Genomic DNA, 18,786 nt, shown 5'->3' with positions numbered 1-18,786 from the left:
ATCCTCCCCTTCGCCACTAGCAGGACTGACCGAATGCCGCCACGGCCTGGTCGGTCAATGTACAACCTGCCCCGGGCATCTGCGGCCTGACATAGTGGCCGTCCTCGACCTTGATGGGCTCGACAAAACAGTCCTTGATCCAGGGGATGTATTCCAGCATCGAGGTCGCCGGATGCCAGTACGAAAGGTGGACATGCACCTGCCCCATGTCGCCGACGTGAGCGACGACTGGCAAGCGGTGCGAATGCGCGTTGTGCGCGACCTGGATGTACTCGGTGATACCCGCGACGCGGGTGACGTCAGGCTGCACATATTGCACCGCGCCGGCGTCGATGAAGGTGTTGAACGCGTCGGCAGTATAAAGCTGCTCGCCGAGAGCCACGGGGATCGACGTCGAGCGCGCAAGGGCTGCGTGCGATCCCACATCATCGTACCACATGGGTTCCTCGAACCAGAACACATCCAGCGGTTCGGCCCGAGCGCAGAACCGCTGACAGGTGGGCAGATCCCATTTGCCGTTTGCATCGATTGCGATTGTGACGTTGGCACCGACTGCCTCTCGCACGGCTTCGAAGCGATCGATATCGATCATGGGATCCGCATGGCCGACCTTGATCTTCAGACGGCGAAAGCCATCGTGCTCGATCGCCCGCTTGCAGCCATCGACCAGTCTGTCCTTGGGAACGGAGAGCCAGCCGATATCGGTGTTGTAGGCTTCCAGCCGCTCGGTCGTGGCACCGCCCAGAAGCTTCCAGAGCGGCAATCCGGCGGCTTTGGCGCGGAGATCCCACAAGGCAATGTCGATCGCCGCCAACGCGATATGGGTGACGCCGGCCCTGCCTATCCACTGGACTGCAGGGAAGCGCGCCAGCTTCAGCCACAGCCGATCGCCGTCGAGTGCGTCCTCGCCCATCAGCATCGGCCCATAGGATTTGGCGATGCAGGCGGTCACAAGCCGGTCGGACTCAAGGTGAGCGTGGGTGCCGGTATAGCCGTAGCCGAAGAGACCGTCGTCGGTGCCGATCTTGACCCCAACGATCCCCCAGTGGGTGATCGTATGCGTTGAATCCGAGATCGACGGGACGTTGATCGGGGCATGCAGGATGAAGGGTTCGACGGACGTGATTTTCATGTGGCGACCTAGCGGATGGATTGCTTGCTGAGTTGGCGAACCAGCTCGACGTTCTGGCGATCGACGATCGCGGCACCGGCATCCAGAGATGACGGCATCAGGCCGAAGCGCCGGTAGAGAGTGAGTTGTACGGTTGGATAGAAGCCCTGAGCGTAGGGCTGCTGATCGACGACGCAGTCGAGATGCCCCTCGGCGATAAGGTCGACGATCCCAGGCGATAGATCAAAGCCCGCCGCATAGAGGCCATGCTTCCGACTCGCCCTGACAACTATCCCGGCGGCCTCGGTGTCCGGCTGTCCAGTGCCGATGATTGCGTGAGCGCCCAAACGGACCAAAGCCGCGTCGAGAATCTCGGCGCCTCTCGCCGGTGCGCGCCCGGTGATGACGCGGGTGACAACGACGCTTCGCGACGCGAGGCCCGCCTCGATCCCCGCTGCGCGTTCCTCCAGTGCCCCCACCCCCTCGTCATGCATGGCGACGATGACGTGTTCGCCATCGGCAACAGACGCCGCGGCGCGATGCCCGAGGACCGTGCCGGCGGCAAGGAAGTCCTGCATGATGTAGCTGAGATTGCCGCTGCCGGTCTTGGCCGCGTCGATGTTGAAGGCGACCACCGGTATGCCAGCGGCTTCCGCTTCGGCGATGACGCCTGCCAGAGCCGTCGGGTGAAAGACGTTCAACCCGATGCCGTCAATGCCGTCGTGGATGGCAGATCGAACAAGGCAGACCACATCTTCGATGTCGAAGCCAGGGGTGCCAACCAGGTCTGCATCCACGCTCAAGGCGGCAGCCGCGTCGCGCATCCCGCGCTTGACAACATGGAACAGCTCCTCGTCGCTGGCGATCGTGATCAGACGGAATCGCAGTCTGTCGTCAGTCATGCGGCTCCTCCCTGATTCCGGTTCACAGCGGCTGCGGTCCAATTGTCCAGTGGTCCAACCACTTGACCAATAGTCCGACTTCGCTTACGTCGTCAACGAGAAACTTCAATTAGGTCGCAGCAGGTAGTCCAGAGGCTGGACGATGTGCCGCTGACCTTTCAGACCGACGTAGGAGAGGGATCAATTTGCGCAGCAAGGACTCCATCGATCGGGCACAGCCATCCTCTTCCGAGGAGAGGGTCGCGGCGCGCCTGCCACAGTTGGAGTCGAACCGTCTTTATCGGCGGATCGCCGAACTCCTGGAGACGCGTATCGATCAGGGGTTGTTCCCCGCCGGCACCTACCTGCCGGCTGAGCGGGAGCTTGCCGAGCAACTGGCGGTAAGCCGGACGTCAGTACGCGAGGCCCTTATTGCCCTTGAGGTAACCGGTCGCGTTGCAATCCGACAGGGCTATGGCGTCCAGGTACTGGCGGGGCCCCAGCGTCCAGCGGCACAGAATCCGCCTGAAGTGGATATCGGGCCAATACAGATCATGGAGGCGAGACGAGTGATCGAGCCTCGGATCGCGGAACTGGCAGCCGTCAATCATAGGCAAGAAAATCTCGATGGCATGCGTGCCGCGATGCACCGGCAAGACTCGGCAAAATCTGCCGCCTCGGAGAACTATCGAGAGGGGGATCGCCTGTTTCATGTCGAGATCGCCCGCGCAAGCGGAAACCCGGCTTACGAAGTGGTTGTCTCCAAACTCTGGGAGTACCGGACCAAGCCACTGTTCGAACGCTTCGAGCAAATGCTCGTAGGCCCCGACCGTCCGGGACAGACCGCCACCGAACATCAGAAGATCTTCGAAGCGATAGCCGCCGGCGATGCGACAGCCGCCGGAAAGACGATGAAGCAGCACCTCGACGCGGTGCTGAGTGCGTTCATCAAGGGTTCGACGACGAAGTAGCCGCTCGCGGAAGGAAATCGAGTTTGACGATGGCACGTTCGCAGGATCCTGTTACTCACGGCCTCAAGCGGCGCGGCATCGCTAGCCTCGCCTTCGACGAACTCGGCATCGCGCTTGCGGTGCTGTTGTTCTTCGTCGTTGGTTCTTTCAGCAGTCCTTATTTTCTCACCCTCGGCAATTTGACCGGCATTCTGCAGAACGTCACCTTCCTTGGCTTTCTCAGCATCGGAGTAGGGCTGACGCTGATGGCGGGCGAGATCGACATCTCGGTTGGCTCGGTGTTTGGGCTTTCCTCGATCGTCACCGCGCTGCTGTTGAAAGCAGAGTATCCGGTCGTTGCCGCTATTGCCGCGGGCTTGGTGGTTGGCCTTGTCTGCGGCCTCATCAACGGCATAGTTGCCGAGATCATCAAAGTCCCGGTCGTGGTCATCACGCTGGCGACGCTCGGCATCTACAGGGCGCTGGCGCTGGTTCTTGCCAATGGTTCGCCGGTTGGCGGCCTACCGGATATTCCCGACTTCTTCGACTGGTTCGGCCAGGGCAGTGTCGGTCAAGTTTCCTATATCACGCTGCTGTTCCTCGCATTGGCCGTGATCGTCGAGATCATGCTGCGCTGGACATCCTCCGGCTTCAGGCTGCTGGCCATTGGCAGCAACCCGCACGCGGCGCATCTGATCGGTTTTCATGTCGAGCGCACTCGTATCCTGCTGTTGGCATTTTCCGGGGCGATGGCCGGTCTATCGGGCGTTTGTGCCGTCGCCTATCTGCAGACAGCGGGACCGACGGGCGGCACCGGCTACGAACTCTCCGTTCTCGCCGCCACCATCATCGGCGGCGTCAAGCTGAGCGGCGGCCGAGGCTCGATCCTTGGCGTGCTGCTGGGCCTGTGCGTTATCGGCGTCATCCAGAACCTGATCGTGCTCTGGGGCATTTCACCGAACTGGTCGCAAGGTGTGTCCGGACTGGTGCTGATCGCCGCGATGACCCTGACTTGGCTGACGAGGCGGGAAGGCACCAATCCACGCTAGTGAAGCACCCCATTAGGATAGCGAAACAGGGCGGCCCACCAGGGCGGCCCTATCAGGAGGAGAATGAAATGACTGAGCATGGCAAATCGAACGGCTTCGACCGGCGCCAATTCGGTAGGCTTTTGGGGCTCGCAGGCCTCGGCGCCGCTGCGGCAATCGGCACGCCGGCACTGGCGCAACAGGCCGAGGACTGGAAGGGCTGGGTCAGCAAATTCTACGGCAAGCCGATCAAGATGGCTGTGTCCTGCGCCGGAACGACCAACCCCTACTTCGCGCCCCTCAAGGCGGGCGCAGAGGACGCAGGTGCACAACTCGGCATCGAAATGCAATGGGGCGGCGTTCCCGATGGCAATACCATCAACCAGATCGCCCAATTCGAGCAACTGGTGAACACCGGCTTCGAGGCGATCGTGGTCGTGGCCTTCGAGCCCGATGCCTGGATCGCACCAATCAAGAGGGCAACGAAGGCGGGGGTGCTTGTCCTCACCGCCAACAACGATACTCCCAAGAGCGGACGGGAACTCTATTTCGGCCAGGATCTCGTCGCTGCCGCAGTCGCACAGGGTCAGCTGATTGCCAAGCTCGCCGGCGGCAAGGGCAAGGTTGCCATGACCAATTGCGCCCCTGGATCGCTGGCGCTGGACTTGCGGGTCCAGGGCGCAAAGCAGGGCGTGCAGCAAGGCGGCATGGAGGCCGTCGGCGTCTACAACACCAATCCAGCCGACATGGCGAGCGAACTCGGCACCATCCAGGATATTTTCAAGGCTCATCCGGATCTTGCGGCGATGATGCCGCTATGCGGTCCCGACACCGCCGCCGCTGGCCTGGTACGCAAAAACCAAGGCAAGAATATTCCCATCGTCGGCACCGACCTGCTCTACCAAACGCTCCAGCTGATCAAGGACGGCCATATCGACGCGACCATCGGCCAGCAGCCTTATCTCCAAGGCTATCTGCCGATCACATACGCCTATCAGCGCGTCGTCCTTGGCGCGCCCAAGCTCGACTTGCCGGGTGGCAACTTCTATCTCGCCAACGAAATCGTCACCAAGGACAATGTCGACCAATATCTGATCCGGGAAGAGCGGTTTCGCGGATGATCGGGGATCCCGGCGCCGCGTTGGTCACCGCACAGAACATCAGCAAGCGGTTCGGTGAATTCCAAGCCCTGAGCGACGTATCCCTGGAGGTGAAGGCCGGCGAGGTGCATGGGCTTCTCGGCGCGAATGGCGCCGGGAAATCCACGCTGATCGGCGTGCTGTCGGGCGCGATCCTTCCCGAGAGTGGAACCCTGAGCGTTGCCGGGCTCGATGTTGCGCTGGGTTCCCTCTCCGCGGCACGGCAGGCGGGCCTCACGGTGGTCCATCAGGAACTCATGCTCTTTCCGGACCGGACCGTGGAAGAGAACATTTTCGCAGGCGCCCTGCCCGTCGCGCCGCTCAGCTTCGTCAATACGCGCGAGCGTAGGCGCAAGGTAGAGGCGACGCTTGAGCGTGTCGGCGCGGTGATCGATCTGCGGCGACGTATCAACGAGCTTCCGCTTTCCCATCGCCAACTGGTGGAGATCGCCCGGGCTCTTTGTTCGGGCGGCCGCGTGCTAGTACTCGACGAACCGACCTCGGCGCTATCGCTGCCCGAAGCCGAGGGCTTGTTCTCGGCGATCCGATCCATCGTGGCGGAGGACGCAGCGGTAATCTTCGTTTCGCACCGCCTCGACGAGGTCTTCGCCATCACCGACGGCATCACGGTGCTACGGGACGGCCATGTCGCCGGAAGATGGCGTACGGCTGAGGTTGATATTCCGGCGATCACCCGCGCCATGGTCGGCGACGCTGCTGAAGCACTGAGGCCAGTGCGCATGGCTGGCTCAAGTGGCCAGGTCATAATGTCGGTCAACGGATCAGCGGCAGGCTTGCCGCCGGTCGATCTATCCCTACGCGCGGGCGAAATCGTCGGGCTCGCCGGATTGGAAGGTTCGGGTGTCTCGGCGGTCCTGGAGATGCTGGGCGGCGTGGAACGTGTCGACGGACGGATCGAAGTTGAGGGCGCACCGGTCGGTTTCCGCCATCCCAGCCAGGCTATCAGTCGTGGTGTGGTCTATATGCCGCCCGATCGCAAGAAGAGCGGGCTGTGGCTCGACCGCAGTACGGCCTTCAATATCAACACGGCCCCGGTCTCACGCATGCCCGCCTTTCAATGGCTCAACCGTGGCAGAATGGACCGGGAGGCGTCCGCATGCATGACGCAGGTCGGCGTCCGCATCAGTGCGCTTCGCGAGTTCGCGGGGCGATTGTCTGGGGGCAACCAGCAACGGGTCCTGCTTGGCCGTTGCCTGGATCTGCGTCCGAAGATCTTGCTCCTAAGCGACTTCACCCGCGGCGTCGATGTGAAGGCGAAGGCGGCGATCCATCAATTGGTACGCGAACTCGCCGATGATGACATAGCGATCTGCCTGACCTCTTCGGATCTGGAAGAACTGCTCGATATTGCCGATAGGATCGTCTGCATGCGTAGTGGGCGCATAATCGCGGATCTGCCCAGCTCCAGTTTGGACAAACACACATTGTTGACCTTGGCGTCGATTGCTTCCAACGACCAGGCCCGTTCCGGTTCGAAATAATGTGACGTGATGACCCATATTGGCCTGGAGGGAACATGACCAAGACCCACACCTATCTGTTCGTCGGATGTTGCAACCGGCCTACCCCCTATTTCAAATCTTCTAACGGCAAGGGCATCGCTACATACAGGTTCGATGAGGTAACAGGTCAGGCTGAATTCGTGAGCCTGGTTGAGGATATCGACAATCCCACATTCCTTGCCGTCGATCCTGAGCGGGGCAAACTTTATGCCAATTCGGAGATGTTGGCCTGGAACGAAGGTGCCGTCTCGGCCTATGACGTTGATGCCACAACCGGCCTGCTGTCGCGCATCAATACCCAACCAACGCTGGGCAATACGCCTGCCCACATCAGCCTTGATGCATCGGGGCGCTTCCTCCTCGTCGCCAATTATGGTCTGAATTCGCTGGAGCAGCAGCCGAATCAGTCCGTTGCCGTGCTGCCGATCCGACGCGACGGTGGGCTTGATCCAGCAGTCGCTTCGGCTGCTCATTTGGGCAAGTCCGGGCCGCAAGCGGACAGGCAGGATCGGCCTCATGCCCATGCGGTGCGGACCACCCTCGACAATCGCTTTCTTATCGCCAGCGATCTCGGCCTTGATCAACTCGTCGTCTACAGCTTCGACGCCGCCTCCGGCGCGATCAAGCTATTGGATACAACATCCCTGCCGCCAGGTTCAGGCCCACGGCATTTCGTCTTCGGTCCTGAGGGCGATGTCATCCATGTCGTGAACGAACTCAGCTCGACTGTAGCGACGCTCAACTTCGATGTCCTCGGTGGGCATCTTGCCTTGCTCCAGATGGTTTCCACCGTGCCAATCGAAGCCCGATCTCACAATCATTGTTCGGAGATCCGGGTCGGTCCGGATGGCCATTCTCTCTATGTCGCCAACCGCGGCGACGACAGCATCGCACTGTTCCGGCGCAACAGCGCTGGGGAGTTGTCCTTCGTCCGGAGAGTTCCAAGCGGCGGCGAGACGCCTAGGCACCTTGCTTTCGACCCTTCGGGCCGCTTCATGGCTGTGGCGAACCAGGACAGCGATCAAATCTGCATTTTCGAAACGGCCCCACAAACAGGCGAACTCACGCCGATTGATGCCGACATCCCCATTGGAACCCCGACCAACGTGGTCTTCTGTCGACTTTGAGTTGCAATCCGTACAGACCATGGCCAGAACTCTCGGAAACAAAGCCATCCTGATTATCGCAGCTGCATAGGAAATGGCAAAGCAGCAGCAATTGCACTTCGCCGCCTTTGGCACGCAATGGCATAGGTAAAGTCCCACCACCCAACGGCGTCGAAACGCTCGGGCAACTGATTTCTTCTTCGGCGAACCGATGCTTGCGAAGTCGAGGATGATCTGCGCTCCGTCTCTACGGGCAAGCGAGTTTTGAAGGGGCAGTTGGCTCGCGCCTTTCGGCTTGGGACCTACCGCGCGGTAATCCGCAATGCCGTCAGCGTTTCCGGCGTGATCGTCCCAGTCACCTTGAGATTGTAGTCCGCCGGCATCTTCTTGAGCGAAGCCCTCATGTCTGGACCAAGCACGCCGTTGAGCTCCCCGTTGTAGTAGCCGAAGGCCAGCATCGCTCGATCTATTGTGCAAGTCACACGCTGCAGCCCGCCAAGACACGAGTCTTCGTCGATTCATTGCCGAGGCGTTCCGTCGTGATCGCCTGGCGGAGCGTTTCGCGGGAAGCCTCGGCTAATAGCTTCGACCTTCGCGGGATTCGCTTTGGGTGGAAGCGGGCAGCCAAGCCGCCCGCGCTACTTAACCTAGCCGCTTCCCGGCCGACCGACAGAAATTACTGTGCCGCCGTCTTTACGCCATTCGCAGCCTTTTCGATAATCTTGGCCACAACCTTCGGCTCCGAGACATAGATCGCGTGGCTGCCCTTGGCCTCGGTCACCGTTGCCCCGGCCCGCTTGGCCATGGCCCGCTGCGCTTCCGGCGGAATCATCTTGTCTTCCGTCGACACGAGGTACCAGGAGGGCTTGACCTTCCAGGCGGGCGCCGTGACCTTGCCGTCGAGCGCGGCTACGCCCCACGGAACCTGCGAGGCAGCCATAAAGGATGCAAGATCCGGCTTGACGTCGGCAGCGAACGAGCCCGCGAACTTCGTCTTGTCCAGGAACAGGAAGCCGTCGACCGGAGGTAGGATCGGGGGCACAGGAGCGCCCGGCGCCGGACTGGCGATCAGGCTCGACACCGACTCCCCAGCATCAGGCGCAAAGGCGGCAATGTAGACGACCGCCGCCACCTTGGGATCGGTGCCAGCCTCAGACACAACGACGCCCCCGTAAGAGTGTCCTACCAGAACTACGTTACCCGGTGCGGCGGCAATTGCACGCTTGGTGACGGCAACGTCATCCGCCAGCGAGGTCGTGGGATTCTGGACGATCGTCACGTCATACCCGTCCTTCTTCAGGATATCGTAGACGCCCTGCCATCCGGAGCCATCGACGAAACCGCCGTGGACGAGTACAATGGATTTCACATCGGCAGCTTGGGCCTTGGTTGTCGTTACGCCGACACCCAGTGCAAGAGCGGAGGCGGCGGCAAGCAAAGTGTACATACTCGACATCTGAATTCTCCTTTCAGAACCTTGACAGTCGAGATGTTATGGAAGCGCGGTCGCTTGATCCTGTACGAAACGGTCAAACGTGGAACAATCAGGCCAAATCTACTCAAGCTTCGTTCGGCGCCAGTTCCTTGGCGTAACGCCGACAACACGCGCGAATGCCTTGGTGAAGTGGCTTTGATCCGCGAAACCGCATTCAAAAGCGATGTCGACGAGCGAAATGCCGGGCCTTGCCAGGAGTTGCTTTGCCTTGTCCACCCGCCGGTGTTGCAGCCACTGATGAGGTGCCATTCCCGTCGACTGCCGAAAGGCGCGTGTGAAGTGCCGTTTTGAAAGACCACTGGAGTGCGCAAGAACCCCCAGGGTGAGGCCGCAATCGATATTGGCATCGATGAGCTCCTTTGCCCGGCGCTCCTGCCATGGCGCGAGGCCGCCTCCCCATTGTCGCGGCAACTGCGCGACGTTCCCGTATTTGCAGGCAATATGAATCGAAAGAGCCAAGGCCACATGGTCAACAAAAAGGGAGGAAGTCTCCTCAGGACTTGCGAGAGCCGGGCGCATCGACAAGAGTAGATCGCGGGCGACCGGATCCCGCATTGTACCGCCCACTGTATGACGCAGTTCCTGGATGTGCCGCGGCACATCCCCTTCGTCGCCCAAAGCCAGAAGCGTCTTGTGCGGCATGTAAAAATTTACAGCATGGAACGGATCTCGCAGGTCCGTGGCCAGGTTCATCCTGAGGTCGAAGATCGCCACCGCGCCGGCATCAAAGTCTCTTGGCAGTACCGATTTGCCGTCCGCGTAGAGATCGAAATCAGAGGCCTCTTTCAGTTGAAGTGCCAGCAAGAAGGCATTTTCGCGCACTGGTGCGGTGATGCCGGCGTTGCGTCGTTCGCAATTGAGCTCGAGGAATTCCATGCCTGTTCCTCGGGCCGCGCGCGTGGTGAGCGTTGGAGCGAACGGCAACCCGACCGCAACGGCAACCGGGTTTTTCGCGGGCGCTGGCCTGGCAGATTGGGGCATAGATCACATGAAGCCCTCGGGAGAAGCAAAGTCAGTCGTACAAGCCGCTGCTTGTCAAGCGCGAATGCAAGAACCTTCCATAGCGAAGCTCGCCTGCGGAGACTGGTCGGCGGGAGTTTCCGCAACGATCGTGTGAATGCTCCACCGCCTAATGGCGGTGGGGTTTCCTGATCGCCATCGCAGACTCTAATTACGATCGAGGTCACATTACCAGCCGGTACTGGGCGGGGCGCGACAGCTGGGCGATATGCGGGCGTGCTTCCGCTCCTTGCGTGGTCGATCGACCGCGACAAGCCCGTTCAACTGGACCCGAAGCCTGTTGTCGGAGGACAATCGGTAAAATGATTTTGCAGGATTCTGAAAGCGAAATCCCGATTCCATCGAACAGGCCCATCCCGCAGCAGCCTACACCCTCGGCGCCCGGACGAGCTGCTTTGGCATACGGATGCCGCCGTTGAGCGCCTCCTCAACGTTTCTCGGGCAGAAGCGGTGCTGAGTGCCCTCACTAGGGACTCTACCCGGAGTAGCTGCTATGGGCGCTTGCTGACGGTCACGGTGAAGGCAGATTACCTTCGCCGTGGCCGTCATTCGGAATCGGCTATTTGAAGTCCCGTGACCAGAGATCCGGCGTTTCCTTGATAGTCGCTGGCGTCACAACGCGCCCCTTGGCGAGGCAGCCATCCGGTCCGCATTTCGGATCTTCGCTCTTCTTGATGGCAATGAGGACGCGAACGGCTTCCTTGGCCTGCAAATAGGCATCCCACGTGGTCGAGACGTCGATGTAGCCATCTTCCATCGGCTTCACAGCGGCTGACAGAAGATCGTTGGTTGCGAGCCACATATGCTTCGGCGTACCCGTGGGGGCCCATCGGCCAGCCTTTTCCAAGGCCGCCTGGATCGACGGAAACGCGAAATCGCTCGCCGCGAAGACACAATTGGCCTCAGGCTTCGCCGTCAGGGCATTGGTGAGACCCGAGAGAAAAAGCTCGGGATTCCATTCCGTCGGCACCTGGAGAACCGTCTCGTACTGACCGGTCTCCTTGCCGACTTCATTCCAGCCCTTGCTCCGGTTGACGGCATTGATGTCGGTCAGCATGCCCTGAAGCTCGATACACTTTCCCTTCACACCAGCCTTCTTCAGGATTTCGGCGAAGGCCAATCCGGTGCTGCGCGCCTGGTCGTAGCTGTCGCCCCCGACATGCGCGGTCGGCTTCCCGCTTGTGGAGCCGCGATCGAATGTGACGAAAGGTATTCCAGCGTCCTTTGCCGCTTTGATCGACGTTCCGATCGCGCCCGAGTCGAAGGCACGGGCGATGATGACGTCGACGCCTGCAGTGATCAGATCGTCGATGTTCGCCGCCTGACGGGCAGGATCGGCATTTGCGACGTTGATCGTCCATTCGAATTCCAACCCGGCAGCCTTGCCCTGCTTTTCTCCCTCGGACTTCAGGAAGGTCTCCCACGCCGTCTCTAGTGTGGACTCCTTAGTGTCCAGCGAGAACCCGACTTTCAGCGGCTCGGCGTGAACAGGCGATAGAGTTGCGAGCCCCAGTAGCAGCGCGACACTGAATATGTAACGTTTCATTTGTTCCTCCTTGGTTGTTTGGCTTGTGCGCATATCCAGAACGGACCCGGCTAGGGAGCTGTCCTCCATCTGAGCGAAACGCGTCCGCTCTTCAGTGCATCCGCATACATCGCTGCGAAGATCACGGCGCCACCGACAAGCCGATAGGAGTAGGGCGTGGCACCGAGATGGGTGAGACCGTTGCGGATCATCTCGAAGATGAAAGCCCCGGGAATAATGCTGAAAAGGATGGTTCCACGGCCGCCGAGAAGGCTGATGCCGCCCACAACGACCGCCGCGAGTGCCGTAAACTCGACACCGCTGCCGAGCCAGGGGCTGACCGCACCGTTCTGAACCGTGGTTAGAATGCCGCCTATGGACGCCAGCACACCTGCAAGCACAAAGCTGAGGAAGCTTGTCCGATCAACCGGCAACCCAACCTTTCGCGCGATGGCCACATCGTTGCCCATTGCCACGAGTTGTCGACCAAACGCCGTCTTCGCATGGAGCAGATGCACTACGACAAGAATGACTGCCATGATGAGGATGTCGGTCGGAATGGGACCCAGCCGAGCATTGCCCAACACGCGAATTGGCTCGGGCAACGGCACCAGGAGCGCATCCGTCAACGACAGGGCGATGCCGCGATAGGCGATCATGGTACCCAGCGTCGCAATCAGGGAGTTGACCTTGAGCAGCGAAACGATGGCACCGTTGACCGCGCCGAGAAACGCGCCGCACCCCAGGACGACAAACGTTGCAAGGATCGGGTCGAGGCCATGATCCTTCATGAGAAGCGCACCGATCGCACACGACAGGAACGCGGTCGAGCCGACGGAAATATCCAATCTGCCCGAGATGATGACGAGACCGAGCCCCGAGGCAATGATCGCCAATGGCGCCATCGTATGGAAAATGTTCAAGATATTCTCGCCTGACAGGAAATGCTCTGTCAGAACGGAAAACAACAGAAACGTTGCGCCCAGGACAACGAAGAAGCCGTACCCGACGAGTCCTTCCATGGTGCGTTTTATAGTCATGACTTCGCCTGACATTCAGTTGGGCCCGACATTCAGTTGATCGCCGAGATCGATTGCATCAATTCTCCGCTGGTCGCTGATCCAGGCAATTCTCCGATCAATCGCCCTCGCCTGATGATCAGATAGCGATCGCAGACGCGCATCAGCTCCTCGAGTTCCGAGGAGACGATCAGGCAGCTGCAACCCTGCTCGGCCAGTTCGACGACGAGTTTCATGATTTCCGTCTTCGCGCTCACGTCGAGACCGCGCGTTGGTTCGTCCAGCAGGAAGAGACGTGGATTGGTGGCCAGCCAGCGGCCAAACACGACCTTTTGCTGATTGCCGCCGCTCAGCGTGCCGAGGCTTTGCTCCGGGCTCGAAACCTTGATCTGAAGCCGCTTGATCATGGCGGCGGCCAATGTCCCCTCCCCAGCCTTGGACACGAGCCGCCATCGGTTCAGCAGCGATCTCAAATTTGGCAGCGCAATGTTCTCGGCGACCGAAAGCGGCAGGAGGATGCCTTCGCCCCGGCGATCCTCGGTGACAATTCCGACATGCGCGCGCAGTTGCTCTGACGTAATATCGGCCTCGACCGCGCCGTCGCGCCATCGGATCTGTCCAGCGTCGATCGGATCGAGCCCGATCAACGCCCGCAGCAACTCGGTACGCCCTGATCCAAGCAGCCCCCACAGGCCAACGATCTCACCCTTGCGAAGTGAAAAACTCACATCATGCAAGGCACCCTGGCGGCTGAGACCAGTGACCGACATCAGCGCGTCGCCAGCCACAGCAACCGGCTCGCGGATCGGCCCCTCGGCTTCCGAAATGCCCAGCATCAGATGCACAACAGTGGAGGCATCGACCTCCGACATCGCCGAAGACCAGACTGTCTCGCCATTGCGCATCACCGAGATGCGTTCGCAGACCGTGAAAATCTCATCAAGGAAATGCGTGATGTAGATGATGGCCACGCCTTCAGCCTTGAGACTCTCGATCACGGCGAAGAGCCGGTCACGCTCGGGCCCCGACAGCGACGATGTCGGTTCATCGAAGATCACGATGCGTGCGCGATGCCGCAACGCGCGGGCGATCTCCACCAGCTGCCGGTCACCAATGCTCAGCTGTTCGACTGGTGTCTCGGGAGAAATCTCGCAACCGAGGCGCGCAAGCAGCACTTGCGCCTGGCGCATCATCTCGGAGGACCTGATGAACCCACGGGAAGACGGCATCTCGTCGATGAAGATGTTTTCCGCGACACTCATCGTCGGAAACATGGTCAGTTCCTGGTGAACGAAGGCGATGCCGTGGTGCGTCGCTTCCCGCGGCGAGCCCAGAGTGACGTCCACACCATCGATGGAAATCCGGCCTCGGTCGCTGGCCACGACCCCGCCGAGAATGTTCATGAGTGTCGACTTGCCCGCTCCGTTCGCTCCCATGAGGGCAATGGCCTCGCCACTGCGAGCTTCCAGGCCAGCGTGTGCAATCGCCGGGATCGATCCGAACGACTTGGTGATGCCATCCATTCGCAAAACAATGTCAGCGGTCATGAGCGGCCACCGTTGCGTCTGTCGGCCGCCACGAAGGCGATAATGACAGCCCCCTTGATGACGAGGCTGAAATAGAACGACACGCCCATCAGGTTCATGGCGTTCGAAAGGACGGTGATCAGCAGCGCACCGAACAACGCACCGAGAACGCGGCCCGACCCGCCGTAAATGCTGACGCCGCCGACCACGCAGGCCGATACGATGTCGAGCACCATGCCGTCATTGCCCATATTCGCCGATGCGGCGCCTAATCTTGCCGTGACCAGGATCGCCGCAAGGCCGGCCATCAATCCGGAAAAGACGTAACTGCCGAGCACGACACGGGCGATCGGAATGCGCGCTACCCGAGCCGCCTTCTCGTTGATCCCGACGGCGTAGGCCCACCGCCCTGCGATCGAGGACCGCATCAAGGTCGTCAAGACGAAACCGAGACCGGCAACGATCAGGACCGTCACCGGTATCTTGAGGATCGGCCGTGCCCCGAATGCATCGAGAAACGTCTCCGGCAATTGCGAAATGCTCAGCGAGTTCGTCATCCAGACGGTGGCGCCGGAGACCATCGTCATCATGGCGAGCGTCACGACGAAGGGGATCATCTTGAGCCGGCCAACCGCGAAGCCATTGATTGCTCCGATGGCGGCACCAGCGCCGATCATGATCAGCGGACCCGCCATCCAATCCCCGGTCGCCTTCATGTAGAGAGCACCCAACACAGCGCTCATCGCCATGTTCGCCGGCAGCGAAAGATCGATCCCGCCAACGATCATGACCACGGCCATGCCGATCGCCAGGATGCCCAGCAGCGATGCCTGCAACAGGACATTGATGATGTTGCTGTAGCGAAAGAAATTCGGCGCCACGACACCGAGCGCGACCAGGACCGCCGCAAGGACCACCACCGAAACGACCACCTGCCGCGACGGCCGTTTTAGGGGCGTCGAGATCGTGCCCGCTAGTGACATGGCCCAATCCTCCAGGACCCACAATTGCCTTCGCTCATTGCTCTTCCTCCCCAAACTTCAGCGTGAGTCTTCCGCTATGAAACGTTTCATCTCGAATCGGGCAACGCTACGCCAAGTGCCGCCATCAGGCCCCCATCCACCTTGAACTCCGCGCCCGAACAGAAGCTCGCCCGGTCGCTGGCGAGGAAAGCCACGACCTCGGCCACCTCCTCCGGCCGCCCAACCCGTCCGAGCGGTTGAGCATTGCCCCACCGCCGGATCGTCTCTTCTTCCTGGCCCGGCGCTGTCTCGGTGGCGGAAAGGCGCGTCATCGGCGCATCGATGCAGCCCGGGCAGACAGCATTGGCGCGAATACCGGCGCGGCCGAAATCGACAGCAATCGAGCGCGTCAGCGCCAGCATGCCGGCCTTCGACGTCGCATACGCCGCGACTCGCGCCTGGTTCGCCAACGCTTGAACCGAGGCGATGTTGACGATTGCACCATGACCCCGCTCGACCATGCGGGGCAAAGCGTAGTGACAGGCGAGATACGCGCCACGCAGATTGACGCCCATGACGCCGTCCCACTGGCGAGAACCCATCGACGCTACCGTGCCGTAGGGCTGAATCGCAGCATTGTTGACGAGAATATCGACACCTCCCGTCACTCCTTCAGCCCGCGACAGGGCAGCGGCAACCTCGGCCTCGACGCTGATGTCGGCGACGATAGCATCCGCACAAAGCCCACCCGCGCGCAGTTCCGCCGCGGCGCCCTCGATCATGTGCGCGTCGTGGCCCAGCAGAATGACCGCTCCGCCGCGCTCGGCGATCAGGCGCGCGCATGCCAGCCCGATGCCCCGCCCGCCGCCGGTGATGACGGCGCTTTTTCCCGCAAACTCGCTCACTTTGTCCCCACTCTGCGGCCGGTCCCGGTGATTGCGGCAGTGGATTGCCTGATCACCAGCTGAGCACCAGCGCGAACGTGCTGACCGCTGATCGGTCGCTTGCTGATCTGTTGAAACACCAATCGCCACGCATCGACCGCGATTTGGTCGATCGGTTGCTGGATGGCGCTGATTGCCGGTCGCAGCAGCCGCAACCACTCAAAGTCGTCGAAGGCAAGCAGCGATACGTCACCCGGAATATCGATGCCGCAATCGAGCTGAGCGCTGACGGCACCCAACGTCACAAGGTTGTTAGCCGTGAACAGGGCTGTCGGACGCTCAGCCTCGCGAAACAGATTGCCGATCGACACGCGCGCCTCTTCGGCGCTCATGCCGACGATCCGCACGTCGGCCCGGCCCTGCCCCTCCCGCATCGCCTGCTCAAAACCGGCGATGCGTTCCTGGGTGTTCCAGAGCTTCGGCGAATTGGCGGCGAGCGCAATATGCTTGTGCCCGAGCGACAACAAATAACGGGTGCCTTGATAAGCCGCATCGACATTGTCGGTTGCGACGCTGGGAAAAGGGTTCTCGGCCGAGACGCGGTCGACCACAACACACGGCATGCCTGATCCGACCGTCTTCTCCAGGTTCTCGGACCCATTGAGCGACGGGATGACGATCATGCCGTCGACCTGTCGCTGCTTGAGAACCTCGATGCGTGCGGCGGCCCGGCCGGCATCCTCGCCCGTGGTCACCACCATGACGGTGTAGCCACTTGCCGAGGCAAGATTTTCCAGTTTTTCGACGAGCGCCGCGTAGAAGGTGTTGAGAATGTCGGGAATGATGATCCCGATCGTGCGTGTCTGGCGACTTCTCAGGCTCGCCGCTATACGGTTGTGCTGATAGTTCAGTTTCGCACAGGCATCAAAAACGCGATCACGAAGCTCCGCGCCAACCGTGGGATCGGCGTTCAAGACCTTTGACACAGTCCCAAGCGATACGTCTGCCCGCAAGGCGACGTCATTCATTGTCGGTTTTACTGTCACAGGTCTCGCCCAACAGCGATTATGAAACGTTTCATAACATGAATGTACATAGGTCCCGCTCTGGAGTCCAGTCCTTGGTTTTCGGGAGACGTCGCGATAGAGGGGCATTGCATCAGGTCAGGATTTGTCGCCAACGGTGTGGTCGCGTCATGTGTGGATGGCTCTCCCTTGGCACGGTGTCGGTCGGTGCGGCCATGTGTTCGGCCTGTTGGCGCGGCACGCATGGGCCGCTGGCCATAACGCCTTTCGCGGAAAACGGGTCCCGACCAATTGCACGCACTCTGAGGCGCTATGGCGCTGAAGACCAATGCCCAAGACACATGGCGGGCCATCAGACACCTCATCGACCAATTCAAGCCAGACGAATGCGCCAACTATTTCAACAACGCAGGATATGCTTCCGTCAGAACCTGAAACGCTCTAGCAGGCGGCTCGCTGGAGCCAGCGCTCTTGCTCGGCGAACCGGTCTACCAGCATGTCGATAAACACGCGAACCTTGGCGCTCAGGTGCCGACGATGGGGATAAAGCGCTTTTATGTCAAAACCTTGCGCCCGGTATTCGGGCAGCAGCGGCACTAGCGCTCCCGAAGTCAACAGATCCGCCATCAGAAATGGGACCGTCAATACTAGACCGATCCCGGCCGCAGCGGCGGCGCGCATCGTTTCGAGGTTGCTGGTGATCAGGTTTCCCGATACCCGCGCCACCACCGGATTGCCAGCGGCGTCCAAGAAATGCCACTCGTCTGGAGACGGCGGTGCGTATGGGTGGCGCAGACAGTTGTGGCCGGCCAGATCGGCTGGGGATTGCGGTGCCGGATGCTTTTCGAGGTATGCGGGAGCACCGCAGACAATTGGACTCAAACTCCCGAGCCGTCGTCCGACGAGGGTGGAGTCGGGCGGCGAGAGCGGGCTGATCACCAAGTCGAACGCCTCCTGCACTAGATCGATCATCCCGTATCCGATGCGAATATCTACCGACGCCTCAGGATGCCGGGTCAGGAAATCGGTGACGACCGGTGCGACGAACCGGGCGATGCTCTGGTGGCAATAGACGCGGAGCTGGCCGCGTGGGATAGCCTGTAGTGCGCCAGCCGCTTCGTCGGCCTCCTCCAGATCCTGGAGAATCTGTACGCAGCGCTCGTAATAGCCACGGCCAATCTCGGTAAGGCTAATCCGCCGGGTCGTACGGTTCAGCAGCCGCACGCCAACGGCATTTTCCAGCGCTTGGACCTGGCCGCTGACTGTGGCTTTAGACCGGTTCAGGCGGCGGCCTGCTGCCGAGAAGCCGCCACTCTCAGCGACCCCCACAAATGCCGTGATGCTTGCGAAGCGGTCCATCGGGGATCCTTATTGTCCGGAAATTTCGGACAGTGTGTTCGGGTTGGGCGTGATTGTCTGGCCACGATCTACGCATATGTTGAGTATGAGATGCAAGACCGGCAGCGGTGCTAGTCCGCGTTCGGCAATGTGCACTTTCGACCTCACCCAGGACGGCAGCGAGTAACCGAGAAGACGCAGTGCGTCAGTACTGGCTACGTCATTTCAATTGATCACTTGAATGAAAAGGTAAA

At 60.7% G+C, this 18,786-nt stretch carries 17 protein-coding genes and 1 pseudogene; 6 read left to right on the top strand and 12 right to left on the bottom strand.

Going from position 1 to position 18,786, the window contains the following annotated elements:
• Positions 1 to 16: 16 nt before the first annotated feature.
• Positions 17 to 1,132, bottom strand: a complete 1,116-nt coding sequence (locus NKG99_RS07485) for a mandelate racemase/muconate lactonizing enzyme family protein (protein ID WP_352865850.1) — start codon at positions 1,130 to 1,132, stop codon at positions 17 to 19.
• 8 nt (positions 1,133 to 1,140) lie between these two features.
• Positions 1,141 to 2,055, bottom strand: a complete 915-nt coding sequence (locus tag NKG99_RS07480) for a substrate-binding domain-containing protein (RefSeq protein WP_352865847.1) — start codon at positions 2,053 to 2,055, stop codon at positions 1,141 to 1,143.
• 143 nt (positions 2,056 to 2,198) lie between these two features.
• Between NKG99_RS07480 and NKG99_RS07475 the strand changes: the two genes are divergently transcribed.
• The 5 genes from NKG99_RS07475 to NKG99_RS07455 all read left to right on the top strand — a co-directional run bounded on the left by NKG99_RS07475 (position 2,199) and on the right by NKG99_RS07455 (position 7,759).
• A complete protein-coding gene (locus NKG99_RS07475) occupies positions 2,199 to 2,963 on the top strand; it encodes a FadR/GntR family transcriptional regulator (RefSeq protein WP_352865844.1) in 765 nt (254 codons plus the stop codon).
• A 29-nt stretch (positions 2,964 to 2,992) separates the two neighbouring features.
• The gene (locus tag NKG99_RS07470) at positions 2,993 to 3,991 is read left to right on the top strand and encodes an ABC transporter permease (RefSeq protein ID WP_352865842.1); all 999 of its coding nucleotides are present in this window, start codon (positions 2,993 to 2,995) and stop codon (positions 3,989 to 3,991) included.
• 68 nt (positions 3,992 to 4,059) lie between these two features.
• Positions 4,060 to 5,091: a sugar ABC transporter substrate-binding protein gene (locus NKG99_RS07465; protein WP_352865840.1), complete on the top strand. Its 1,032-nt coding sequence runs from the start codon at positions 4,060 to 4,062 to the stop codon at positions 5,089 to 5,091.
• Complete coding sequence (locus NKG99_RS07460; protein ID WP_352865838.1) at positions 5,088 to 6,611, top strand: sugar ABC transporter ATP-binding protein; 1,524 nt, start codon at positions 5,088 to 5,090, stop codon at positions 6,609 to 6,611. The genes NKG99_RS07465 and NKG99_RS07460 overlap by 4 nt, the downstream gene beginning before the upstream one ends.
• 35 nt (positions 6,612 to 6,646) lie before the next feature.
• Positions 6,647 to 7,759 (top strand): lactonase family protein, encoded by a 1,113-nt coding sequence (locus NKG99_RS07455; protein ID WP_352865836.1) that lies wholly within the window; start codon positions 6,647 to 6,649, stop codon positions 7,757 to 7,759.
• 281 nt (positions 7,760 to 8,040) lie between these two features.
• Here the strand turns inward: NKG99_RS07455 and NKG99_RS07450 are convergent, their stop codons facing one another.
• The 9 genes from NKG99_RS07450 to NKG99_RS07410 form a co-directional block, all read right to left on the bottom strand.
• Positions 8,041 to 8,196 carry a peptidoglycan-binding domain-containing protein gene (locus tag NKG99_RS07450; RefSeq protein WP_352865834.1) on the bottom strand — a complete coding sequence of 52 codons (156 nt, stop codon included), beginning with the start codon at positions 8,194 to 8,196 and terminating at the stop codon, positions 8,041 to 8,043.
• Positions 8,197 to 8,414: 218 nt separating this feature from the next.
• The gene (locus NKG99_RS07445) at positions 8,415 to 9,194 is read right to left on the bottom strand and encodes an alpha/beta hydrolase (protein ID WP_352865832.1); all 780 of its coding nucleotides are present in this window, start codon (positions 9,192 to 9,194) and stop codon (positions 8,415 to 8,417) included.
• A 99-nt stretch (positions 9,195 to 9,293) separates the two neighbouring features.
• Positions 9,294 to 10,109 carry an AraC family transcriptional regulator gene (locus tag NKG99_RS07440; RefSeq protein WP_352865829.1) on the bottom strand — a complete coding sequence of 272 codons (816 nt, stop codon included), beginning with the start codon at positions 10,107 to 10,109 and terminating at the stop codon, positions 9,294 to 9,296.
• Between the two features lie 703 nt (positions 10,110 to 10,812).
• On the bottom strand, positions 10,813 to 11,868 hold the full coding sequence (locus NKG99_RS07435; protein ID WP_352865826.1) for a sugar ABC transporter substrate-binding protein: 1,056 nt from the start codon (positions 11,866 to 11,868) through the stop codon (positions 10,813 to 10,815).
• Positions 11,850 to 12,800: an ABC transporter permease gene (locus tag NKG99_RS07430; protein WP_352865823.1), complete on the bottom strand. Its 951-nt coding sequence runs from the start codon at positions 12,798 to 12,800 to the stop codon at positions 11,850 to 11,852. Before NKG99_RS07430 ends, NKG99_RS07435 begins: the two co-directional genes overlap by 19 nt.
• 50 nt (positions 12,801 to 12,850) lie before the next feature.
• Entirely contained in the window at positions 12,851 to 14,344 is a 1,494-nt protein-coding gene (locus tag NKG99_RS07425; RefSeq protein ID WP_352865821.1) for a sugar ABC transporter ATP-binding protein, read from the bottom strand.
• Positions 14,341 to 15,306: an ABC transporter permease gene (locus NKG99_RS07420; RefSeq protein WP_352865819.1), complete on the bottom strand. Its 966-nt coding sequence runs from the start codon at positions 15,304 to 15,306 to the stop codon at positions 14,341 to 14,343. Before NKG99_RS07420 ends, NKG99_RS07425 begins: the two co-directional genes overlap by 4 nt.
• A gap of 86 nt (positions 15,307 to 15,392) precedes the next feature.
• A complete protein-coding gene (locus NKG99_RS07415) occupies positions 15,393 to 16,190 on the bottom strand; it encodes an SDR family NAD(P)-dependent oxidoreductase (RefSeq protein ID WP_352865817.1) in 798 nt (265 codons plus the stop codon).
• Positions 16,187 to 17,197, bottom strand: a complete 1,011-nt coding sequence (locus tag NKG99_RS07410; protein ID WP_352865814.1) for a LacI family DNA-binding transcriptional regulator — start codon at positions 17,195 to 17,197, stop codon at positions 16,187 to 16,189. The genes NKG99_RS07415 and NKG99_RS07410 overlap by 4 nt, the downstream gene beginning before the upstream one ends.
• Before the next feature lie 327 nt (positions 17,198 to 17,524).
• Here NKG99_RS07410 and NKG99_RS07405 point away from each other — a divergent pair.
• Positions 17,525 to 17,629 (top strand): annotated as a pseudogene (locus tag NKG99_RS07405) (IS630 family transposase); the annotation flags it as partial.
• 6 nt (positions 17,630 to 17,635) lie between these two features.
• Here the strand turns inward: NKG99_RS07405 and NKG99_RS07400 are convergent.
• Positions 17,636 to 18,553, bottom strand: coding sequence for a LysR family transcriptional regulator (locus tag NKG99_RS07400; protein WP_352865812.1), 918 nt, complete (start codon positions 18,551 to 18,553; stop codon positions 17,636 to 17,638).
• Between the last annotated feature and the right edge of the window lie 233 nt (positions 18,554 to 18,786).

Origin of the sequence: Mesorhizobium sp. M1409 (assembly GCF_040317535.1) — a bacterium.
Taxonomy (GTDB): domain Bacteria; phylum Pseudomonadota; class Alphaproteobacteria; order Rhizobiales; family Rhizobiaceae; genus Mesorhizobium.
This window is presented reverse-complemented; position numbering and strand designations above follow the sequence as displayed.

Coding starts and splice junctions, on each gene's coding strand:
- NKG99_RS07485 (WP_352865850.1), bottom strand. CDS start 1,132: ATGAAAATCACGTCCGTCGAACCCTTCATCCTGCATGCCCCGATCAAC.
- NKG99_RS07470 (WP_352865842.1), top strand. CDS start 2,993: ATGGCACGTTCGCAGGATCCTGTTACTCACGGCCTCAAGCGGCGCGGC.
- NKG99_RS07465 (WP_352865840.1), top strand. CDS start 4,060: ATGACTGAGCATGGCAAATCGAACGGCTTCGACCGGCGCCAATTCGGT.
- NKG99_RS07460 (WP_352865838.1), top strand. CDS start 5,088: ATGATCGGGGATCCCGGCGCCGCGTTGGTCACCGCACAGAACATCAGC.
- NKG99_RS07455 (WP_352865836.1), top strand. CDS start 6,647: ATGACCAAGACCCACACCTATCTGTTCGTCGGATGTTGCAACCGGCCT.
- NKG99_RS07450 (WP_352865834.1), bottom strand. CDS start 8,196: ATGCTGGCCTTCGGCTACTACAACGGGGAGCTCAACGGCGTGCTTGGT.
- NKG99_RS07445 (WP_352865832.1), bottom strand. CDS start 9,194: ATGTCGAGTATGTACACTTTGCTTGCCGCCGCCTCCGCTCTTGCACTG.
- NKG99_RS07440 (WP_352865829.1), bottom strand. CDS start 10,109: ATGGAATTCCTCGAGCTCAATTGCGAACGACGCAACGCCGGCATCACC.
- NKG99_RS07435 (WP_352865826.1), bottom strand. CDS start 11,868: ATGGAGGACAGCTCCCTAGCCGGGTCCGTTCTGGATATGCGCACAAGC.
- NKG99_RS07430 (WP_352865823.1), bottom strand. CDS start 12,800: ATGGAAGGACTCGTCGGGTACGGCTTCTTCGTTGTCCTGGGCGCAACG.
- NKG99_RS07425 (WP_352865821.1), bottom strand. CDS start 14,344: ATGACCGCTGACATTGTTTTGCGAATGGATGGCATCACCAAGTCGTTC.
- NKG99_RS07420 (WP_352865819.1), bottom strand. CDS start 15,306: ATGTCACTAGCGGGCACGATCTCGACGCCCCTAAAACGGCCGTCGCGG.
- NKG99_RS07410 (WP_352865814.1), bottom strand. CDS start 17,197: ATGAATGACGTCGCCTTGCGGGCAGACGTATCGCTTGGGACTGTGTCA.
- NKG99_RS07400 (WP_352865812.1), bottom strand. CDS start 18,553: ATGGACCGCTTCGCAAGCATCACGGCATTTGTGGGGGTCGCTGAGAGT.